General features: G+C 54.5%; 15 protein-coding genes. 7 read left to right on the top strand and 8 right to left on the bottom strand.

Features of this window, described 5'->3' with window-relative positions:
- Positions 1-74: 74 nt before the first annotated feature.
- Positions 75-1,358, top strand: coding sequence for an amidohydrolase (locus CCY01nite_RS25875; protein WP_146867470.1), 1,284 nt, complete (start codon positions 75-77; stop codon positions 1,356-1,358).
- A gap of 103 nt (positions 1,359-1,461) precedes the next feature.
- On the opposite strand, the gene dnaK is transcribed toward CCY01nite_RS25875, so the two are convergent.
- Positions 1,462-3,324 carry a molecular chaperone DnaK gene (gene dnaK, locus CCY01nite_RS25870; RefSeq protein WP_443092687.1) on the bottom strand — a complete coding sequence of 621 codons (1,863 nt, stop codon included), beginning with the start codon at positions 3,322-3,324 and terminating at the stop codon, positions 1,462-1,464.
- A 259-nt stretch (positions 3,325-3,583) separates the two neighbouring features.
- On the opposite strand from dnaK, the gene CCY01nite_RS25865 reads away from it, so the two are divergent.
- Both CCY01nite_RS25865 and CCY01nite_RS25860 read left to right on the top strand, forming a co-directional pair.
- The gene (locus CCY01nite_RS25865) at positions 3,584-4,948 is read left to right on the top strand and encodes an OmpA family protein (protein WP_146867468.1); all 1,365 of its coding nucleotides are present in this window, start codon (positions 3,584-3,586) and stop codon (positions 4,946-4,948) included.
- Positions 4,949-5,098: 150 nt separating this feature from the next.
- A complete protein-coding gene (locus tag CCY01nite_RS25860; RefSeq protein ID WP_146867467.1) occupies positions 5,099-7,030 on the top strand; it encodes an arginine--tRNA ligase in 1,932 nt (643 codons plus the stop codon).
- On the opposite strand, the gene CCY01nite_RS25855 is transcribed toward CCY01nite_RS25860, so the two are convergent.
- The 3 genes from CCY01nite_RS25855 to lepB all read right to left on the bottom strand — a co-directional run bounded on the left by CCY01nite_RS25855 (position 7,031) and on the right by lepB (position 10,045).
- Positions 7,031-7,999 carry a tetratricopeptide repeat protein gene (locus CCY01nite_RS25855; RefSeq protein WP_146867466.1) on the bottom strand — a complete coding sequence of 323 codons (969 nt, stop codon included), beginning with the start codon at positions 7,997-7,999 and terminating at the stop codon, positions 7,031-7,033.
- A gap of 353 nt (positions 8,000-8,352) precedes the next feature.
- Positions 8,353-8,838, bottom strand: coding sequence for a cytidine deaminase (locus CCY01nite_RS25850; protein ID WP_146867465.1), 486 nt, complete (start codon positions 8,836-8,838; stop codon positions 8,353-8,355).
- 31 nt (positions 8,839-8,869) lie between these two features.
- On the bottom strand, positions 8,870-10,045 hold the full coding sequence (gene lepB / locus CCY01nite_RS25845; protein ID WP_146867464.1) for a signal peptidase I: 1,176 nt from the start codon (positions 10,043-10,045) through the stop codon (positions 8,870-8,872).
- Positions 10,046-10,198: 153 nt separating this feature from the next.
- Between lepB and CCY01nite_RS25840 the strand changes: the two genes are divergently transcribed.
- Positions 10,199-11,107: a MerR family transcriptional regulator gene (locus CCY01nite_RS25840; RefSeq protein ID WP_186831274.1), complete on the top strand. Its 909-nt coding sequence runs from the start codon at positions 10,199-10,201 to the stop codon at positions 11,105-11,107.
- On the opposite strand, the gene CCY01nite_RS25835 is transcribed toward CCY01nite_RS25840, so the two are convergent.
- Genes CCY01nite_RS25835 through CCY01nite_RS25825 form a run of 3 tightly spaced genes read right to left on the bottom strand, consistent with a single transcriptional unit; the run spans position 11,102 to position 13,123 of the window.
- Positions 11,102-11,755 (bottom strand): alpha/beta hydrolase, encoded by a 654-nt coding sequence (locus CCY01nite_RS25835; protein WP_186831273.1) that lies wholly within the window; start codon positions 11,753-11,755, stop codon positions 11,102-11,104. The genes CCY01nite_RS25840 and CCY01nite_RS25835 overlap by 6 nt on opposite strands.
- Positions 11,748-11,924 (bottom strand): helix-turn-helix domain-containing protein, encoded by a 177-nt coding sequence (locus tag CCY01nite_RS25830; protein ID WP_146867461.1) that lies wholly within the window; start codon positions 11,922-11,924, stop codon positions 11,748-11,750. The genes CCY01nite_RS25835 and CCY01nite_RS25830 overlap by 8 nt, the downstream gene beginning before the upstream one ends.
- Positions 11,925-11,938: 14 nt before the next feature.
- The gene (locus CCY01nite_RS25825; RefSeq protein ID WP_146867460.1) at positions 11,939-13,123 is read right to left on the bottom strand and encodes a sigma-54-dependent transcriptional regulator; all 1,185 of its coding nucleotides are present in this window, start codon (positions 13,121-13,123) and stop codon (positions 11,939-11,941) included.
- A 195-nt stretch (positions 13,124-13,318) separates the two neighbouring features.
- Between CCY01nite_RS25825 and CCY01nite_RS25820 the strand changes: the two genes are divergently transcribed.
- The 3 genes from CCY01nite_RS25820 to CCY01nite_RS25810 are packed head-to-tail and all read left to right on the top strand — an operon-like array spanning position 13,319 to position 16,571.
- A complete protein-coding gene (locus CCY01nite_RS25820) occupies positions 13,319-14,119 on the top strand; it encodes a serine O-acetyltransferase (protein WP_146867459.1) in 801 nt (266 codons plus the stop codon).
- 3 nt (positions 14,120-14,122) lie between these two features.
- Entirely contained in the window at positions 14,123-15,004 is an 882-nt protein-coding gene (gene cysM, locus CCY01nite_RS25815; RefSeq protein ID WP_146867458.1) for a cysteine synthase CysM, read from the top strand.
- A 31-nt stretch (positions 15,005-15,035) separates the two neighbouring features.
- Positions 15,036-16,571 carry a sulfatase family protein gene (locus CCY01nite_RS25810; protein WP_146867457.1) on the top strand — a complete coding sequence of 512 codons (1,536 nt, stop codon included), beginning with the start codon at positions 15,036-15,038 and terminating at the stop codon, positions 16,569-16,571.
- Between the two features lie 164 nt (positions 16,572-16,735).
- Here the strand turns inward: CCY01nite_RS25810 and CCY01nite_RS25805 are convergent, their stop codons facing one another.
- Positions 16,736-17,719, bottom strand: a complete 984-nt coding sequence (locus CCY01nite_RS25805) for a pyruvate dehydrogenase complex E1 component subunit beta (RefSeq protein ID WP_146867456.1) — start codon at positions 17,717-17,719, stop codon at positions 16,736-16,738.
- Between the last annotated feature and the right edge of the window lie 13 nt (positions 17,720-17,732).

Genomic DNA, 17,732 nt, shown 5'->3' with positions numbered 1-17,732 from the left:
GCTGCACAGCGGCCTCCGGCGGCGTGTTGAAAATAACGGAAGAATCCTTAAATTATGGGATCAATCAAAATCTTATGAAAAAACTCCCCTTCTTCCTGCTGGCCGTAATACCGGCCATTGTATCACAGGCGCAGGACTTCCGGCAGCAGATCGGACAGAAAGCCGCGGGCATCCTGCCAAAGGTCATCGAATGGAGAAGATACATCCATCAGCATCCTGAATTATCCAACCGTGAGTTCAAAACAGCGGAGTACATCGCCGCGCACCTGCGCGCGCTGGGGCTGGACGTGCAGACCGGCATCGCCAAAACCGGTGTGACCGCCATCCTGAAAGGCGGGAAACCCGGGCCCGTAGTGGCATTGCGGGCGGACATGGACGCACTGCCGGTGCTGGAAAAAGTGGACGTTCCGTTCAAATCCTCCGTCACAGCGGAGTATTTAGGCCAGACCGTTCCTGTGATGCATGCCTGCGGGCACGACAGCCATGTGGCGATCCTGATGGGTACGGCGGAGGTATTGGCATCGATGAAAAAAGATATACGCGGTACGGTGAAGTTCATCTTTCAGCCGGCGGAAGAAGGCCCTCCGGGTGATGAGGAAGGCGGCGCTTCACTGATGGTCAAAGAAGGGGTGATGGATGGCGTGGATGCGATATTCGGGTTGCATATCAGCTCTTCCATTGAAGTGGGGAATATCCGGTACCGGCCGGGCGCTATGATGGCTTCGGCGGACTGGTTCTCGATCGCCATCAAAGGCAAGCCGGCACACGGTTCTACGCCCTGGAAAAGCATTGACCCGATCGTGGTGGGCACGCAGATCATGAACGGGCTGCAAACGATCGTCAGCCGGCAGTCGGACATCGTAACCGCACCCGTGGTGATCACGGTAGCCAAGTTCCACAGCGGCGTGCGCAATAACATCATTCCCGAGGAGGCTTTGCTGGAAGGCACCATCCGCACGCTGGACAGCGATATGCAAAAAGATGTGCACCGGCGGATACGGCTCACGGCGCAGAAGATCGCGGAGTCTATGGGCGCGGAGGTGAAAGTGGATATCGATACGAAAACGCTCGTTACGTTCAACGATTCGGCGTTGACGGCGCGCATGCTGCCGTCCCTGCAAAAGGCCGCGGGGGCGGATAAAACGGGCATCATGTCATGGGTAACGGGCGCGGAAGATTTTTCTTACTACGGCACCAAGGCACCGGCACTGTTCTTTTATCTCGGCGGCATGCCAAAGGGCGATGATCCGGATAAAGCGCCGAGCCATCACACGCCGTCTTTCTTTATTGACGACAGCATGCTGGACGTGGGCGTGAAGGCTTTCTGCCATCTTGTATTTGACTACGGCAGGAAATAAAAAGGGAAATCGCTTAAACGACTGACCGGGCGCCACCCGGTACCCAAAAAAAGAGGGTGTATCTTATTTGATACACCCTCTGTAGCTATTACTCGAAAAATAATTACTTCACTTCTTCAAACTCGGCGTCTGTCACCTGGTCGCTGCCCTGCTGCCCGCCTTGTTGCTGCTGGCCGCCGGCTTGCGCGCCTGCATCGGGACCGGGTTGGCCCTGTGCCTGTGACGCTTTGTAGATCTCTTCAGATGCGGCGGTCCATGCAGTGTTCAGTTCTGTGGTGGCTGCTTCGATCTGTGCGAGGTCTTGTGACTGCTGCGCGGTTTTCAGTTTTTCCAGCGCTGCTTCGATCGGGGCTTTTTTATCAGCCGGGATCTTGTCGCCGTATTCTTTCAGTTGTTTTTCTGTCTGGAACACGAGGCTGTCTGCCTGGTTGATCTTTTCCACTTTCTCGCGTGCTGCCTTGTCTTCCGCTTCATTCGCCTTGGCTTCTGCCTTCATCTTTTCGATCTCGTCCTTATTCAGGCCGCTGCCCGCTTCGATGCGGATGTTCTGCGACTTGCCGGTGCCCTGGTCTTTTGCGGTTACGTGCAGGATGCCGTTGGCGTCTATATCGAATACCACTTCGATCTTGGGCACGCCACGCTGTGCGGGCGGCAGATCGTTGAGGATAAAGCGGCCGAGCGTTCTGTTCTGTGCTGCCATGGGTCTTTCGCCCTGCAGTACGTGAATTTCCACACTTGGCTGGTTATCTGCTGCGGTAGAGAATACTTCGCTTTTCTTGGTGGGGATGGTGGTGTTGGATTCGATGAGCTTGGTGAACACGCCGCCCATGGTTTCGATACCGAGGGAGAGCGGTGTTACGTCCAGCAGCAGTACGTCTTTCACCTCACCGGTGAGTACGCCGCCCTGGATGGCTGCGCCGATCGCTACTACTTCATCCGGGTTTACGCCCTTGTTGGGTTTCTTGCCGAAGAATTTTTCCACTACTTCCTGGATGCGGGGGATACGGGTAGAACCACCTACGAGGATCACTTCATCGATCTTTGATACGTCCAGGCCGGAATCTGCGAGCGCTTTGCGGCAGGGTTCCAGCGTTCTTTCCACGAGGCGGTCGCTCAGCTGCTCGAATTTCGCGCGGGTGAGCTTCTTCACGAGGTGCTTGGGCACGCCGTCTACCGCAGTGATGTAAGGCAGGTTGATCTCGGTTTCCTGGGAGGAAGACAGCTCGATCTTTGCTTTCTCGGATGCTTCTTTCAGGCGCTGCCATGCCATCGGATCTTTATGCAGGTCTACCGCTTCGTCTTTCTTGAATTCTTCCGCCAGCCAGTCCATGATCACTTTGTCGAAGTCATCGCCACCGAGGTGCGTGTCACCATTGGTCGCTTTCACTTCAAATACGCCATCGCCCAGTTCGAGGATGGAGATATCGAAAGTACCACCGCCGAGGTCAAACACGGCGATCATGCTGTCGTGATGCTTTTTGTCCATCCCGTAAGCCAGCGCCGCGGCGGTAGGCTCGTTGATGATACGGCGAACGGTGAGACCGGCGATCTCGCCGGCTTCCTTGGTAGCCTGGCGCTGTGCGTCATTGAAGTAGGCCGGAACGGTGATCACCGCTTCGGTTACTTCCTGGCCCAGGTAGTCTTCCGCCGTTTTTTTCATTTTCTGCAGGACCATGGCAGAGATTTCCTGCGGAGTATATAATCTGCCATCTATGTCGATGCGGGTCGTATTATTGTCACCCTTGGCTACTTTGTAGCTCCAGTGAGGGATTTCGTTGGATAATTCATCATAATGGCGGCCCATGAAACGTTTTACCGACATAATGGTGTTCTGGGGGTTGGTGATAGCCTGACGCTTGGCGGGGTCACCTACCTTCCTTTCGCCGTTCTTTAAAAAAGCCACAACGGAAGGCGTAGTGCGGCGGCCTTCATCGTTGGCGATCACTACCGGTTCGTTACCTTCCATGACGGCAACGCAAGAGTTGGTAGTTCCTAAGTCAATACCTATGATTTTTCCCATAATTAAAATGTTCTCCTTTTTGAAACAGTGTCCGCCCGAAAGCGGTATGCCCATGGATTGTCAATGATTATGCCAAGGCTGACATGTATGAAAATATGTCAGTTTTAATACGCATATGCTTGTATATGAATAAAAAAGATGTCTGATCAGCCAACACAATGGCGTATAATTTGTTTCAACAAGTGTACACCTAACAACCTTTCATATGAAAAGAACCACGATCAGATGGGTCATTTGCATGTTGACCACACTCCCCATCGCAGCCCTGGCGCAGACCCAGCCAGACACGGAAACCGCAGCCCCTTCCACATCATCAGGCGGCCTCTTCGGCGGCAGCAAGAACTTCCGCACCTGGTCTATCGGCGTGAACGGCGGGGTGCTGGTGCCTTCGGTCTTTGCCGGCGGCAGCAACGATTTCTCCAAATGGCAGCTCAACTACGGTTACGGCGCTTATGTAAAATGGCAGTTATTACATTTCATGAGCCTCCGCGCGGATTATGTGGGCGGCAAGCTCAAGGCGGACAACAGCCGTGAGCTGGGCAACGGAGAAGCGCCCAACAGCCCTTATTCTTCATTCGAGACCAGCCTCAAATGGTCCGGCAGCCTGAACGCCGTGTTCAATCTTGCCACCATCAACTGGCTGCACAAAAAGAGCATGGCGCAGCTGTATGTGTCCCTCGGCGGCGGCCTGGCGGGATATAGCCCGGAAATAACAACGGCGGGCGGCATCACCACAGAATACAAGCCTTCCGGCGTGATCAAGGAATTTTATGTGCCCATCGGCGCGGGCGTGAAGTTCAAGCTGTCAGAAAGCCTGAACCTGGACCTCGGTTATACCATGCACTATCTGGACGGCGATAACCTCGACGGCTACAACAAAGCGCCGTCGAAGGACAAATACGCCTACGGTTATGCCGGGCTGGAATTTCCGCTTGGCAGTAAAGCGAAGCCGCAGCTGGCCTGGCACAACCCGCCCGCGGTCATGTATGACGACCTGGTGGCGCAGCGCGATCAGCTGAGGCTGGAGCTGGACGCGGAGAAGGAAAACAACGCGAAGCTGGCGGCCAGCGTGGCGAAGCTGCAGGCTGACAGCGATGATGACGGCGTATCCGACCTCTTCGATAAATGTCCCGGTACGGCCAAAGGCGATAAAGTGGACGGCTCCGGCTGCCCGCTGCCCAAACCGGATACCGTGAAACCCGTGCAGGTGATCATCACCGACGAAGATCGCCGGCTGGTGCGCGATGCGATCGCCAACCTGGAATTTGCAACGGGCAAGTCAGACATCAAGCCAAGCTCCTATCCTTCACTGGATAAAGTAGCGGACCTCCTGAAACGGAAGAACCTGAGCCTGAAGCTGGCCGGTCATACGGACAATGTGGGCTCCAATAACAACAACATGATCCTGTCCAAACAAAGAGCGGAATCCGTGAAATCCTACCTGACGGGTAAAGGCGTGAACCCGAGCCGGATAGAAGCTACCGGTTACGGTGAAACGCAGCCGATCGCGACCAACAAAACGGCCGCGGGACGGCAGCAGAACCGCCGCGTGGAATTCACGATCTACTGATAGCTGACAACATGACAAAGCGGGGATTCTACAGATTGTAGCATTCTTACGCTGATAAAGGGAAACGACGGGGTGTTTGCTCCGTCGTTTTCTTTTTAAGAAAATCGGGGTTACCTTTACCGCCCGGTTTTTGCTTTAACAAATTATAGAATGAGTGTAGTTCCTGCTATTAAAAATGCCGCGGCAGCGGCTGTACAGGCCCTGTACCAGCAAGCTTTCACTGCTGCGGACATTGCCGTTAACACAACCAAGCCCGAATTTGAGGGAGAATATACCATCGTTGTATTTCCATTTACGAAGTTCAGCCGTCAGAGCGCGGAAGCTACGGGGCAAACGCTCGGGCAATACCTCCTCGAAAATCACCCGGAGCTGATCGCGGGGTTCAACGTGGTGAAGGGCTTCCTCAACCTGCAAATACATCATCAATACTGGACGCAATACCTGCATACGGCATTCGCCAACAAAACGCCGGGGCAAAAGCCCGCCAACGGCCGCAAGGTGATGATCGAATATTCATCCCCCAACACCAACAAACCGCTTCACCTCGGGCATCTCCGGAACAACTTCCTCGGGTACTCGGTGGCGGAGATCTACAAGGCCAACGGCTTTGAAGTGATCAAGGCGAACCTGGTGAACGACCGCGGCATCCATATCTGCAAATCCATGCTGGCATGGCAGCTCTTCGCGCATGGCGATACGCCTGAAAGCACCGGCATCAAAGGCGATCACCTCGTTGGCGACTACTACGTGAAATTCGAGACCATCCTGCGCGAGCAGGCGGAGCCGATCATCTCCCGCGTGCTGGAAGGTGATTTTCATGATTTTGAAGATGCTGAAAAAGAACGGGTGCAAAAGCTCTTCGCCGCCCTGCAAAAACCGGAAGTGCATAACGACAAGGAAAAGTCCGCCAAGATCACCGACGAGATCAAGGAGCTGAGCCGTAACAAAACGGAGATCATGCAGCAGGCGAAGATCATGCTGCAGCAGTGGGAAGCGGGCAACCCGGAAGTAAGGGCGCTCTGGCAAACGATGAACGGCTGGGTGTACGAAGGCTTTGACGCCACCTACAAACGCCTGGGCATCGATTTCGATAAAATGTATTATGAAAGCAACACGTACCTGCTAGGGAAAGACCTCGTGGAAGAAGGGCTGCGCAAGGGCGTGCTGTTCCGTAAAGAAGATAACTCCGTGTGGATAGACCTCACCGCGGACGGGCTGGATGAAAAGCTCCTGCTGCGCGGCGACGGCACTTCCGTGTATATGACGCAGGACCTGGGCACGGCGCGGCTGAAGTATGACGACTACCAGATGGAGCAAAGCATTTATGTGGTGGCGGATGAGCAGAACTACCACTTCAAGGTGCTGAAGCTGATCCTTGAAAAGCTTGGGGAGCCTTGTGCGGAGGGCATCTACCATCTCTCCTACGGCATGGTGGAACTGCCGCATGGCCGGATGAAAAGCCGCGAAGGCACGGTAGTGGATGCGGACGATATGGTGGATGAAATGGTGAATACCGCCGCCACGCATACGGAAGAGCTGGGCAAAGTGAAAGGCTTCTCCGATGAAGAGCTGCGCGAACTGCACAATACCATCGGCCTCGGCGCGATGAAGTTCTTCCTGCTGAAAGTGGACCCTAAAAAGAAAATGATCTTCAACCCCGAAGAATCCATCGACCTGCACGGCTTTACCGGTCCCTTTATCCAGTATAGCCATGCCCGTATCCGGTCCATCATGCGTGAATTTTCCGAAGAAGAGCTGGCTGACCTGGAAAGCTACACTTACGCCGGCGAGCTGTTGCCGATGGAAAAGGAGCTGATCATGCTCTGCGAGCAATTCGACGGCATCCTGGAAGATGCGCAAAAAGAAATGAGCCCTTCGGTGATCGCCAACTACGCATTCCTGCTGGCCCAGACGTTCAACTCCTTCTATGCGAAGAAAGAACAGGGCAAGTATATTTATTCCGTAAGAGATGCGGAAACGGCGGACAGGAAGAAGCTGCGCCTGCAGATCGCCTCGCTGACCGCCAATACCATCCGGCAGGGCATGAAGCTGTTAGGGATCAATGTTCCGGAAAGGATGTGATCATTTTGCGCCCAATGCCATGGCCTGGTCGCAGATGGCCTGGCCTTTGGCGACCTCACCTGAACAGATATACGATTTTCCAAGCATGAACATGGCAAATGCGTTCAGTGGCTGCAGCATGAGAATGTTGTTCCATTGCGTAATGGCCTGCGCGAAATCCTGCTGCTTGTAGCAGGCGTTGGCGAGGTTGAGCATCACCTGGATGTCTTTCGGGCGCAGGGCCTGCGCGGTTTTCAGATGGCGGATAGCATCGAAATAATTGGCCTGTTTAAGGTATGCCATCCCCAGGTTCAAATAAAGATCTGCATCAACGGACTTGCCTGACTGACCAGCCTGTTCAAATGCAACGGTGGCTTTCTGATAGTTTTCCATATTAAAATGCATCATTCCGAGTTCATAGTATAGTGTGGCGGACGTGCTGTCCGTTTTCAACGCTTCTTCATAACACCGGATGCTTTGCGGATAATCCTCCTGCTGCGCATACAGCCGGGCGAGCTGGCAAAGCACATCATCCCCTTCCTTTCGTGCCTTTTCGAGCGCCGCAATCGCTTCCGCGGCGTGGTCCAGCTTCGCATAGCTGCCGCCGATGATCCGGTTCATGCCGCGGCAGCCCTGCTCCTGCGCCCTGAAAGCATACGCCAGCGCATCTTCATACGCCGCCTGTTCAAAGAATATCTCCGCCAGTGACCGCAACGCCCCCGGGTGTTCCGGCGCGTTGGCGAGCAAAGCCAGCAGCTGCTGTTTCGCGGGCTCCGGCTGCTGTTGCAGGCGGAATATGGCGGCCAGCTCCAGGTATGCGTCAACATACCCGCCATCTGCGCGGATAGCGGCGGTAAAGCACTGCTGTGCTTCTTCGAGGCGGCCATCCCGCTTCATGTGCAGTCCCTCTTTATAAAGTTGCTTTGCGCGGTCGCCGGTTGGCGCGCCCGCAGAAAGAAGGCATAGGAACAGGATACGGTACAGGATCATATACAAAGGCAAATCGCCTTGTCAAATATAATTAAATAATAATTTATAAAAGAAATTTATTTCGATGGGGGTATTTCATTGCTCACCATGCGAACGGAAAAGCCTCGCGGGTGGAGAAACATGCATCGGCATGAAGAAGGCCTAGGCTTTAAAGGGCTGAGCGACCGACACTGATAGTATTCTGCCTTCGCAGTCGGAATGATACCGAATACAGCCGGGAAACGCCTGTGGTAACCGAAGGAACAGGCCGGGTCAGGTGGAGGTGAGGTGGACATGATGTGGACTTGATCTGCCGTTAATTTTGCGAATATCCTATCAGAAATGGTCTGTCCAGCTACAGGTTTATATCTCCCTTATCGCATATCCTCCGCCGAAAAAGACAGCGGCAGCAGGCCCACACTGTCAGGGATCACCCAGATCTTGCCGGTGCGCCCGGCCAGGATGAGCCGGATGGGTGCGGAAAACCGCTGCTGGTACTCCGCCAGCGTTTGCCGGCAGATGCCGCAGGGCGTGATTGGGCGGTCGCTGGCGCCGAGTTCATTATCATAGCTGACGGCAATGGCTTTGACCGGCATGCCGGGGTAGCGGGACGATGCGGCGGACAGCCCCACCCTTTCCGCGCAGATACCCACGGGATAGGAAGCATTTTCCTGGTTGGTGCCGCTCACCATTTCGCCATTTTCCATCAGCAGCATGGCGCCCACCCGGAAGCGGGAGTACGGCGCATAGGCATCCCGCACGGCCTCCCGCGCGGCGCGCAGTAGCGATGCGTCTTCCGGGCGCAGGGTGGTTTCATCATCATGCTCTTCGTAGGTGATCTGTGCGGTCTTCTTCGCCATAAAGTTCCCCTGTCAACCTATAAAAATGCGTTTATTTAATCGTTCTGAACAACCGGCTCCAGCGGATGCCTCCTTTACCGTAACTCATCCAGATCAGCCAGGCTTTTCCTACCACATGGTCTTCCGGCACAAAACCCCAATACCGCGAGTCCAGCGAATGATGACGGTTATCCCCCATCATCCAGTAATAATTCATTTTGAACGTATACAGGTCAGTAGGCGTTCCGTTGATCACCCATTGTCCGTTCTTATTTTCCAGCGTATTGTCCTCATACACTTCAATGATCCTCCTGTACAGCTCTATATTGCTGCTGTCCAGCTTCACGGTCGCGCCTTTCTTCGGAATATAAATCGGTCCGAAATTATCAACAGTGAATTTGAAATGCGCGGTATCCTGCGGCCATACGCCGTCTTCATACGGACTGATAAACGGCTGGATGTTGCCGTTCACGATCGGGAAGGCGCCGATGGCTTTGGATTCTTCGGGCGTCAGGTTATAGCTGGTCTTACCCTGTTCCATGATCTCGTAATTACCGGCGATGCCCATTTCTTCCAGGCGCACGGGATTCAGATGGTCCCCGTTCGTTGTCTGCACATGATACAGGCGCTCGCTATGCGGTGGCGGATTTTCCGGCTGGCCGTTCACCACCACGATGCCGTTCACGACGGACAGGGTGTCGCCCGCGATGCCCACGCAGCGTTTGATATAGTTCTCCCGTTTGTCCACGGGACGGGATATCACATGATATTCGCTCCACACGCGGTCCCTGCCGTTGCGGCGCACGAGATCGTAATAGCTTTCATCCTGCCGTTCCAGCGCCACGGTGTCTCCTTCCGGGAAGTTGAACACCACCACGTCGTTACGGTGAATGTCCCCGAAGCCCGGAATGCGGCGGTATTTCCATTGCACGGCTTCTGAATAGGCTTTGGTATATTTTGTAAGCGGTAAGGTATGATGCGTAAAGGGTACGGCCAGCGGCGTCATGGGTACGCGGGGGCCGTAGCTCACTTTGCTGACAAACAGGAAGTCATTTACCAGCAAGGTTTTTTCCATGGAAGGTGTAGGGATGGTGTATGCTTCAAAAATGAAGGTACGGATCAGCGTAGCCGCTATTACGGCGAAGATGGCTGCATCCAGCCACTCCCGTACAGCGGATTTCTTTTTCTTCGGCTGGTCCCCCTTCTTACGCCAGAATGCAAGGTTCATGCTCTTTTGTTTAGGTAGTTTAAAGAACAAATATAATATTCTGCCAATTGTAAGCTAGTTTTCATTCGCAAAAGTTTTCATAAAATACGGCTATATTGGCTACCTTGGTAAACTTCTTTGATCCAATTTTGTTTAATAGACATATACCTAGCCTTGAACAGTTTTACCATAAAAGATATAGAAAGCCTCACCGGCATCAAAGCGCATACGATCCGCATCTGGGAACAGCGGTACAACCTGCTGCGGCCCAAAAGGAAAGATACGAACCACCGCATTTACGATAATGGCGATCTCAAGCATATCATGCGCATCGCTTATCTGTACCATCACGGCTACAAGATATCGAGGATCGCGGGGATGACGGACGAGGAGGTAAAACAGCTTTCCCTGGAAGAAAGCGGCAAGAAGGGATCACAGCTGCACCAGGCTTATATCAACCAGCTGGTGGAAGCTATGATCGATTTTGACCAGCACCGCTTCGAAAAGATATTCCACAACGTTCTCCTGCGCATGGGCTTCGAGCAATGCATGCTGAAAGTGATCTACCCCTACCTGGAACGTGTGGGGCTGCTCTGGCTGGTGGATTGCGTGATTCCCGCACAGGAGCATTTCGCCGCCAGCATCATCCGTAAAAAACTGATGGTGGCGATTGACGGGCTGGACTTCCCCACCGAAGGCCATGAACGTTTCCTCGTCTTCCTCCCGCAGGGAGAATTTCATGAAATACCGGTATTGTTCGTGCACTACCTGCTGAAAAAACACGGCTGCACCGTGGTGAATTTCGGCTGCAACATCCCGCTGGAAGATATCCGTTTTTATACCGACCGCAAACCGGTGGACCACATCTACACACATCTCATCACCAATTTCCCGCAAAGGGCGCTGGACAGGCTGGCGGGCAATCTGGGGACGCTGTTCCCGGACATCCCGGTGACCATTTCAGGCCCGCAGGTGGCCCGTTTCACGACTCCTTTGCCGCCGAACGTGCATACAATCCTTTCGCAGGAGGAAATGCTGGCGTTCGCCCGCGGGAACAGAGCGGCCGTGGAACAGCCGTCATAACAACTCTCTTTCCAGGATGCGGTTGATCTCCGCCGCGCGGTTCATCACCATAAAGTGTCCGCCTTTGAGGATGGTATGGGTGGGATGGACGTACCGCCGCGGGAAAGGACGGTCGCTGCTGCCGTGGATGTGCACGCAGCCGGGGGGTATCCACTCGTTCTGCCAGTGCAGCACGGCATTGAGCGCCCAACGGGTGTAACTGTAATCGTTGCGGGAAAGATAATCGTTCAGCAACTGCTTTTCATCTTCCGCGCTGGCCTGCATAAAAAGCTTTACCACAAAGCGCCTGCGGTGGAACAGCAGCCGGTCCGGCAGCCTGCGCAGCACCAGCCGCGCCAGCCCGTTGTACCAGGGCGGCAATTCTCCTTTATGTTTAACGGAAGACAGCAGGATCACTTTTTCCACGGGCATCTGCCGCGCGATCTCGATGCACATCATGCCGCCGAAAGACAGGCCGAGCAGCACAGGATCGGGATGCACGATGCGCCGCGCCATCCGCGAGGCGTACTCGCTGATGGGCTCATCCGGACTAAGCGGTCTGATCCAGGAAAGATAGTGCGCTTCATAGCCTTCCGGGAACACGAGGTTCCGGAACACCCTTTCGTCCGCTCCCAGTCCGCTGATCAGGTAAATGTGCTTTTTACTCATCTTCCCCGTTTTTGCGAATGCCGTACCGTTCCATTTTATTATAGAGGTGGCTGCGCTGGATGTCCAGCTCCTGCGCCGTTCTGGAAACATTCCAGCCGTTCTTGTTCAGCATGAATTCGATGAAGATCTTTTCGACCTCATCGCGGAATGAGTGCAGGCGCGTCAGCACGAGCAGCTCATCATTCAGGTAGTGGCTTTTTTTTTGTCGTGGTTGGGCACAACATAATTCTCCACGTCGTCAGCGGTGATGGTTTTGCCGGAGAGGATCACCAGTCTTTCCACCACGTTGCGCAGCTCGCGGATGTTGCCGGTCCACTGATGCTGCTGCAGGGCTTTCATCGCGTCTTTGTCAGCTGCTTTCCGGGCAATGCCGTATTCGGCGCAAACGCCGTCCAGGAAATGATCTACCAGTAAAGGAATATCATCCTTGCGGTCATTCAGGGAAGGAACGTGAATGAGGATCACGCTGAGGCGATGGTATAGGTCGAGGCGGAAGTTCTTGTCTTCCACTTCCTTGAGGAGGTCTTTATTCGTTGCCGCCACCACGCGCACGTCCACGCTGATCTCTTTGTCGCCGCCCACGCGGGTGATCTTGCCTTCCTGCAGGGCGCGCAGCACTTTTGCCTGTGCGCTGAGGCTCATGTCGCCGATCTCATCCAGGAAGAGGGTGCCGCCGTTAGCCTGCTCGAACTTGCCGATGCGCTGTTTCACCGCGGAGGTGAAGGAGCCTTTTTCATGGCCGAACAGCTCGCTTTCGATCAGTTCGCTGGGGATGGCTGCGCAGTTCACTTCCACGAGGGGGCCGCTGGCGCGGTTGCTGTATTCGTGAATCCAGCGGGCGACCAGCTCCTTGCCGGCGCCGTTATCACCCGTTACCAGCACGCGCGCGTCCGTGGGCGCTACTTTGCTGATGGTATCCTTGATCTTGAGGATGGGAGCGGATTCACCGATCATCTCCGGCGTTTTGTTCACCTTCTTGCGGAGCGTTTTGGTTTCGGCCACGAGGGTGGTCTTGTCCAGCGCATTGCGCAGCGTGATCAGCAGGCGGTTCAGGTCCGGCGGTTTGGAGATGTAATCGTATGCGCCTTTCTTCACTGCTTCCACCGCCGTGTCTATATTACCGTGACCGGATACCATGATGATGGGCACATCCGGGTTGGTCTCTTTTGCTTTTTCGAGAAATTCCAGGCCGTCCATTTTCGGCATTTTGATGTCGCACAGCACGGCATCGTAAGCTTTCGCCTGGTACATTTTAAAACCCTCGGCCCCATCGGCCGCTTCGTCGATCTTATACCCTTCGTAAGTCAGGATCTCCGAAAGCGTTTTACGGATACTCTTTTCGTCGTCAATAATCAGGATGTTGGCCATTGGTTGTCTATTATTTTAAACAGTGCCAAAATTAAGAAAAAGATGCAACGGATGTTCAGGATACAACAAAATACTCTCATCCTGTCGCAGTCTGAAAAATAATTCTTGCACAGTAAAGGGTTTTAGCGCATAAAGTCTACTAACTTTACAGGTTTATCAGTAATTTTACCGGCAAGCAGGTAACTATTCACATTTATGAAGAAATTATTGGAGCAACTCAAATTGCGGCATGCCGCTGCGGCAGCAAACGCCTATCCTTCTTCGGATAAAGTGTGCGCTTTCTACAGCAACGTGGTGAACTGGCTGTTCCCCGAGCATAACGGCAGGGTGATGGATTCGGAACAACTGGAAGCATATGCGGCGAAGCTGGAACTGCAGCTGACGGAGTTGCTGGGATCGATGGAAGGGCGGCTGCCGCGTAACGCCGCCGCTACCAGCCGGTTGTTCATGGAACTGATACCGGGTATTTATGAAGATCTGACGAAGGATGCGGAGGCGATCCTGCAGGGGGACCCTGCTGCTACCTGCCTCTACGAAGTGATCCGCGCCTATCCCGGGTTTTACGCCATTGCCGCCTACCGCATTGCCCACGGCCTGCACAGCCTCGAAGTGCCGCTGCTGCCGCGCGTGATCACGGAGTTCGCGCACGCCCGCACGGGCATCGACATTCACCCCGCCGCGCAGATATCGCCTTACTTCTGTATCGACCATGGCACCGGCATCGTGATCGGCGAAACCACGGTGATAGGCCCGCATGTGAAGCTGTACCAGGGCGTGACACTCGGCGCGTTAAGCATCGACAAATCCATGGCGATGAACAAACGCCACCCTACCATAGAAGAACATGTGGTGATCTATGCCGGCGCCACCATTCTCGGCGGCGACACGATCATCGGCCACCACAGCATCATCGGCGGGAACGTATGGCTGATCAAATCCACAGACCCTTATTCACGCATCTATTATAAAGCCGACGGCAGCATTAAAGTAGTTTAATTTATGAGATCAGTACTGGATTTAGTAGGCAACACCCCGATGGTGGCCTTGCAACGCATTCCCGAAAACCCGAACGTAACGATCTATGCCAAGCTGGAAGGCAGCAATCCCGGCGGCAGCGTAAAAGACAGGGCCGCATACGGCATGATCAAAGGCGCGGTGGACCGCGGCGAGATCAAGCCCGGCATCAGGCTCATTGAAGCCACCAGCGGCAACACCGGCATTGCGCTGGCCATGATCGCCAATCTTTTTAACGTGGAAATAGAGATCGTAATGCCGGAAGACGCTACGCGCGAGCGGGTATTAACGATGGAAGCCTTCGGCGCCAAAGTGGTGCTCACCCCGAAAGAACAAAGCATGGAAGGCGCGATCGACTATGCCCATGCCCAGGTTGCCAAAGGCGGCTACTACATGCTCAACCAGTTCGCCAACCCGGATAATTACGGCATGCACTACCGCACCACCGGCCCGGAAATATGGCGCGATACGGAACACCGTGTGACCCATTTTGTGTCCGCCATGGGCACTACCGGCACTATCATGGGCGTATCCCGCTTCCTGAAAGAAGTCAACCCCGATGTACAGATCGTTGGCTGCCAGCCGACGGACGGATCGAGGATACCCGGCATCCGCAAATGGCAGGAAGCCTATCTCCCGAAAATATTTGAAAAAGAACGGGTAGACCGCATCATGGATATTTCTGAAGACGAAGCCCGCAGGATGACGAAAAGGCTTGCCCGCGAAGAAGCGATCTTCTGCGGCATGAGCAGCGGCGGCGCGGTGGCGGCGGCGGTACGGCTCTCCCGCGAGCTGGAAAGCGGCGTGATCGTTTGTATTATTTGCGACCGCGGAGACCGGTACCTGAGCAGTGATCTTTTTGGATAAAAATTCATCCAAAACTTCATAGATTTATTGCATGATAAGCAAATTAAAATTCCACCATCTGCTGGCAGGAACCCTTACCTGCATGCTCAGCCTCCCCTCACAGGCACAACAACAACCGAACATTATCGTCATCTATGCGGATGACCTGGGTTATGGCGACGTAAGCTGCTACGGCATGAACCGGATTCAAACGCCGCACATCGACCAGCTGGCGAAAAACGGCCTCCGCTTCACCAACGCCCATACTACTTCCGCCACCTGCACCCCTTCACGGTTCGGCATCCTCACCGGAAAATATCCCTGGAAACAAAAGAACACCGGCATCGCCCCCGGCGACGCCTCACTGATCATTCCAACGGATAAACGTACGCTCCCGGGAATGCTACAGGACGCGGGGTACCAGACGGCCGTCATCGGTAAATGGCACCTTGGCCTGGGCAATGGCGACAGCGCCATCAACTGGAACAAAGAGATCAAACCCGGCCCCCTCGAGGTCGGATTCACCTATTCCTTTATCATGCCCGCCACACTGGACCGCGTTCCCTGCGTGTATATGGAAGACCGCCACGTGGTGAACCTCGATGCCGGCGATCCCATCCAGATAAGCTACCAGCAAAAGGTGGGCAACGAGCCCACCGGCGAGGAAAATCCTGAAAAGCTGAAGCTCCACCCCGACCCCGGCCACGGGCATAACCAGACTATTGTAGACAGCATCAGCCGCATCGGCTGGATGAGCGGCGGCCACCAGGCACACTGGAAAGATGCGGACATCGCCGGCGACATCACCCGCAAAACCATCGATTTCATCGGCCGCAGCGCGAAACAACCGTTCTTTATCTATTTCGCCACCGGCGACATCCACGTGCCGCGCTACCCGCACAGCATGTTCAGAGGCAAAAGCGGCATGGGCCTGAGAGGCGACGCGATCCTGCAGCTGGACTGGACGGTGGGGCAGATCATGCGCGCGCTGGACAGCCTGGGGCTGACAAAAAATACCATGATCATCTTCAGCAGCGACAACGGCCCTGTACTGAACGACGGCTACCTCGATAAAGCGGTGGAACTGGTAGGCGATCACAAACCGGCGGGGCCGCTCCGCGGCGGTAAATACAGCGCTTTTGAAGCGGGTACCAGGGTGCCTTTCATTGTACAATGGCCCGCAGGTGTTAAAGGCGGCAGGCAGACCGATGTGCTTTTCAGCCAGGTGGACCTCTTTGCTTCCCTCGCAAAGCTCACCGGACAAAAGCTGCAACCAGACGAGGCGCCGGACAGCTTTGATATGCTGGCGCAATTGCTGGGCAACAGCCAGAAGGACCGGCAATATCTCGTAGAACAAGGCGGCCCGCTATCCATTATTGCCGGCGGCTGGAAATACATTACACCCGCCAACGGCCCGAAGATGATGCCAAGAGTGGGCATAGAAACCGGCAGGGATCAAGCGCCACAGCTGTACAATCTGAAAAACGATATCAACGAGCGGACGAACCTCGCGGAGGAACATCCGGACAAGGTGAAGGAACTGGCTGCGCTACTTGAAAAAGTGAAGACGGACGAGCGTAGCAGATAAAAAAATGAGAGAATATCTTTAAATACTTTATGAAAGTAACCTTTCCAGTTTCATGGAAACGGGGCCGGCCACACAGCCAGCCCCGTTTTCTTTTGCACAAAAAAAGAGCGATCAACAAAGTAATTCTATTTTTTTGATCGCCCTCAATATCTATTGACGGAATACTATTTCTTCAGGTACATCACCTCCTTCACCAGCTTCACCGTCCTTTCCACGTCGGGGAGGTACAGCTTCACCAGGTTCGGCGCGTAGTGCATGGGGGCATCTACAGCGGTGATGCGGCGGATCGGCGCATCCAGGTAGTCGAAACCTTCTTTCTGGATACGGTAAGAGATCTCGGAGGAAACGCTGGAGAAGGGCCATTGCTCTTCCACGATCACCAGGCGGTTGGTCTTTTTAACAGACTCCAGGATGGTGAACCAGTCCAGCGGCCGGATCGTACGCAGGTCGATCACTTCCGCCTCGATACCTTCTTTTGCCAGTTCTTCGGCGGCGCCCAGCGCTACTTTCATCATTTTGTTGAAAGAAACGATGGTCACGTCCTTGCCGGCGCGTTTGATATCAGCTTTACCGAGGGGGATGATATATTCTTCTTCCGGAACTTCTCCCATATCGCCGTACATCTGTTCGCTTTCCATGAAAACAACCGGGTCGTTATCGCGGATAGCGGCTTTCAGCAGCCCTTTTGCATCATATGGATTGGAAACGGATACTACTTTCAGGCCGGGGATATTGGCGTAATAGCTTTCAAAAGCGGTGGAGTGCTGCGCACCCAGCTGTCCCGCCGAGCCACCCGGGCCGCGGAATACAATGGGACAACCTACCTGTCCGCCGCTCATGGCGAGCATTTTGGAAGCGGTGTTGAGTATCTGGTCCAGCGCCAGCACGGCAAAGTTCCAGGTCATGAACTCCACCACCGGGCGAAGGCCGTTCTGTGCCGCTCCCACCCCGATCGCTGCAAAGCCAAGCTCGGCAATGGGTGTATCAATTACCCGGCGGGGGCCGAACTCATCGAGCATCCCCTGGCTAACTTTGTAAGCTCCGTTGTACTCTGCCACTTCCTCTCCCATCAGGAACACCCGCTCATCGGCGCGCATTTCTTCCTGGAGGGCTTCTCGTAAGGCTTGTCTGAAGGCTATCTGACGCATTGATTCTTGAATA

Origin of the sequence: Chitinophaga cymbidii, assembly GCF_007992715.1 — a bacterium.
GTDB classification, from domain to species: domain Bacteria; phylum Bacteroidota; class Bacteroidia; order Chitinophagales; family Chitinophagaceae; genus Chitinophaga; species Chitinophaga cymbidii.
This window is presented reverse-complemented; position numbering and strand designations above follow the sequence as displayed.

Bases quoted from the DNA above. Each gene is read 5' to 3' on its own strand.
- CCY01nite_RS25855 (WP_146867466.1), bottom strand. From the start codon at position 7,999: ATGATCCTGTACCGTATCCTGTTCCTATGCCTTCTTTCTGCGGGCGCG.
- CCY01nite_RS25835 (WP_186831273.1), bottom strand. From the start codon at position 11,755: ATGAGTAAAAAGCACATTTACCTGATCAGCGGACTGGGAGCGGACGAA.
- CCY01nite_RS25820 (WP_146867459.1), top strand. From the start codon at position 13,319: ATGAAGAAATTATTGGAGCAACTCAAATTGCGGCATGCCGCTGCGGCA.
- lepB (WP_146867464.1), bottom strand. From the start codon at position 10,045: ATGAACCTTGCATTCTGGCGTAAGAAGGGGGACCAGCCGAAGAAAAAG.
- CCY01nite_RS25825 (WP_146867460.1), bottom strand. From the start codon at position 13,123: ATGGCCAACATCCTGATTATTGACGACGAAAAGAGTATCCGTAAAACG.
- CCY01nite_RS25805 (WP_146867456.1), bottom strand. From the start codon at position 17,719: ATGCGTCAGATAGCCTTCAGACAAGCCTTACGAGAAGCCCTCCAGGAA.
- CCY01nite_RS25865 (WP_146867468.1), top strand. From the start codon at position 3,584: ATGAAAAGAACCACGATCAGATGGGTCATTTGCATGTTGACCACACTC.
- dnaK (WP_443092687.1), bottom strand. From the start codon at position 3,324: ATGGAAGGTAACGAACCGGTAGTGATCGCCAACGATGAAGGCCGCCGC.
- CCY01nite_RS25860 (WP_146867467.1), top strand. From the start codon at position 5,099: ATGAGTGTAGTTCCTGCTATTAAAAATGCCGCGGCAGCGGCTGTACAG.
- cysM (WP_146867458.1), top strand. From the start codon at position 14,123: ATGAGATCAGTACTGGATTTAGTAGGCAACACCCCGATGGTGGCCTTG.
- CCY01nite_RS25850 (WP_146867465.1), bottom strand. From the start codon at position 8,838: ATGGCGAAGAAGACCGCACAGATCACCTACGAAGAGCATGATGATGAA.
- CCY01nite_RS25810 (WP_146867457.1), top strand. From the start codon at position 15,036: ATGATAAGCAAATTAAAATTCCACCATCTGCTGGCAGGAACCCTTACC.
- CCY01nite_RS25875 (WP_146867470.1), top strand. From the start codon at position 75: ATGAAAAAACTCCCCTTCTTCCTGCTGGCCGTAATACCGGCCATTGTA.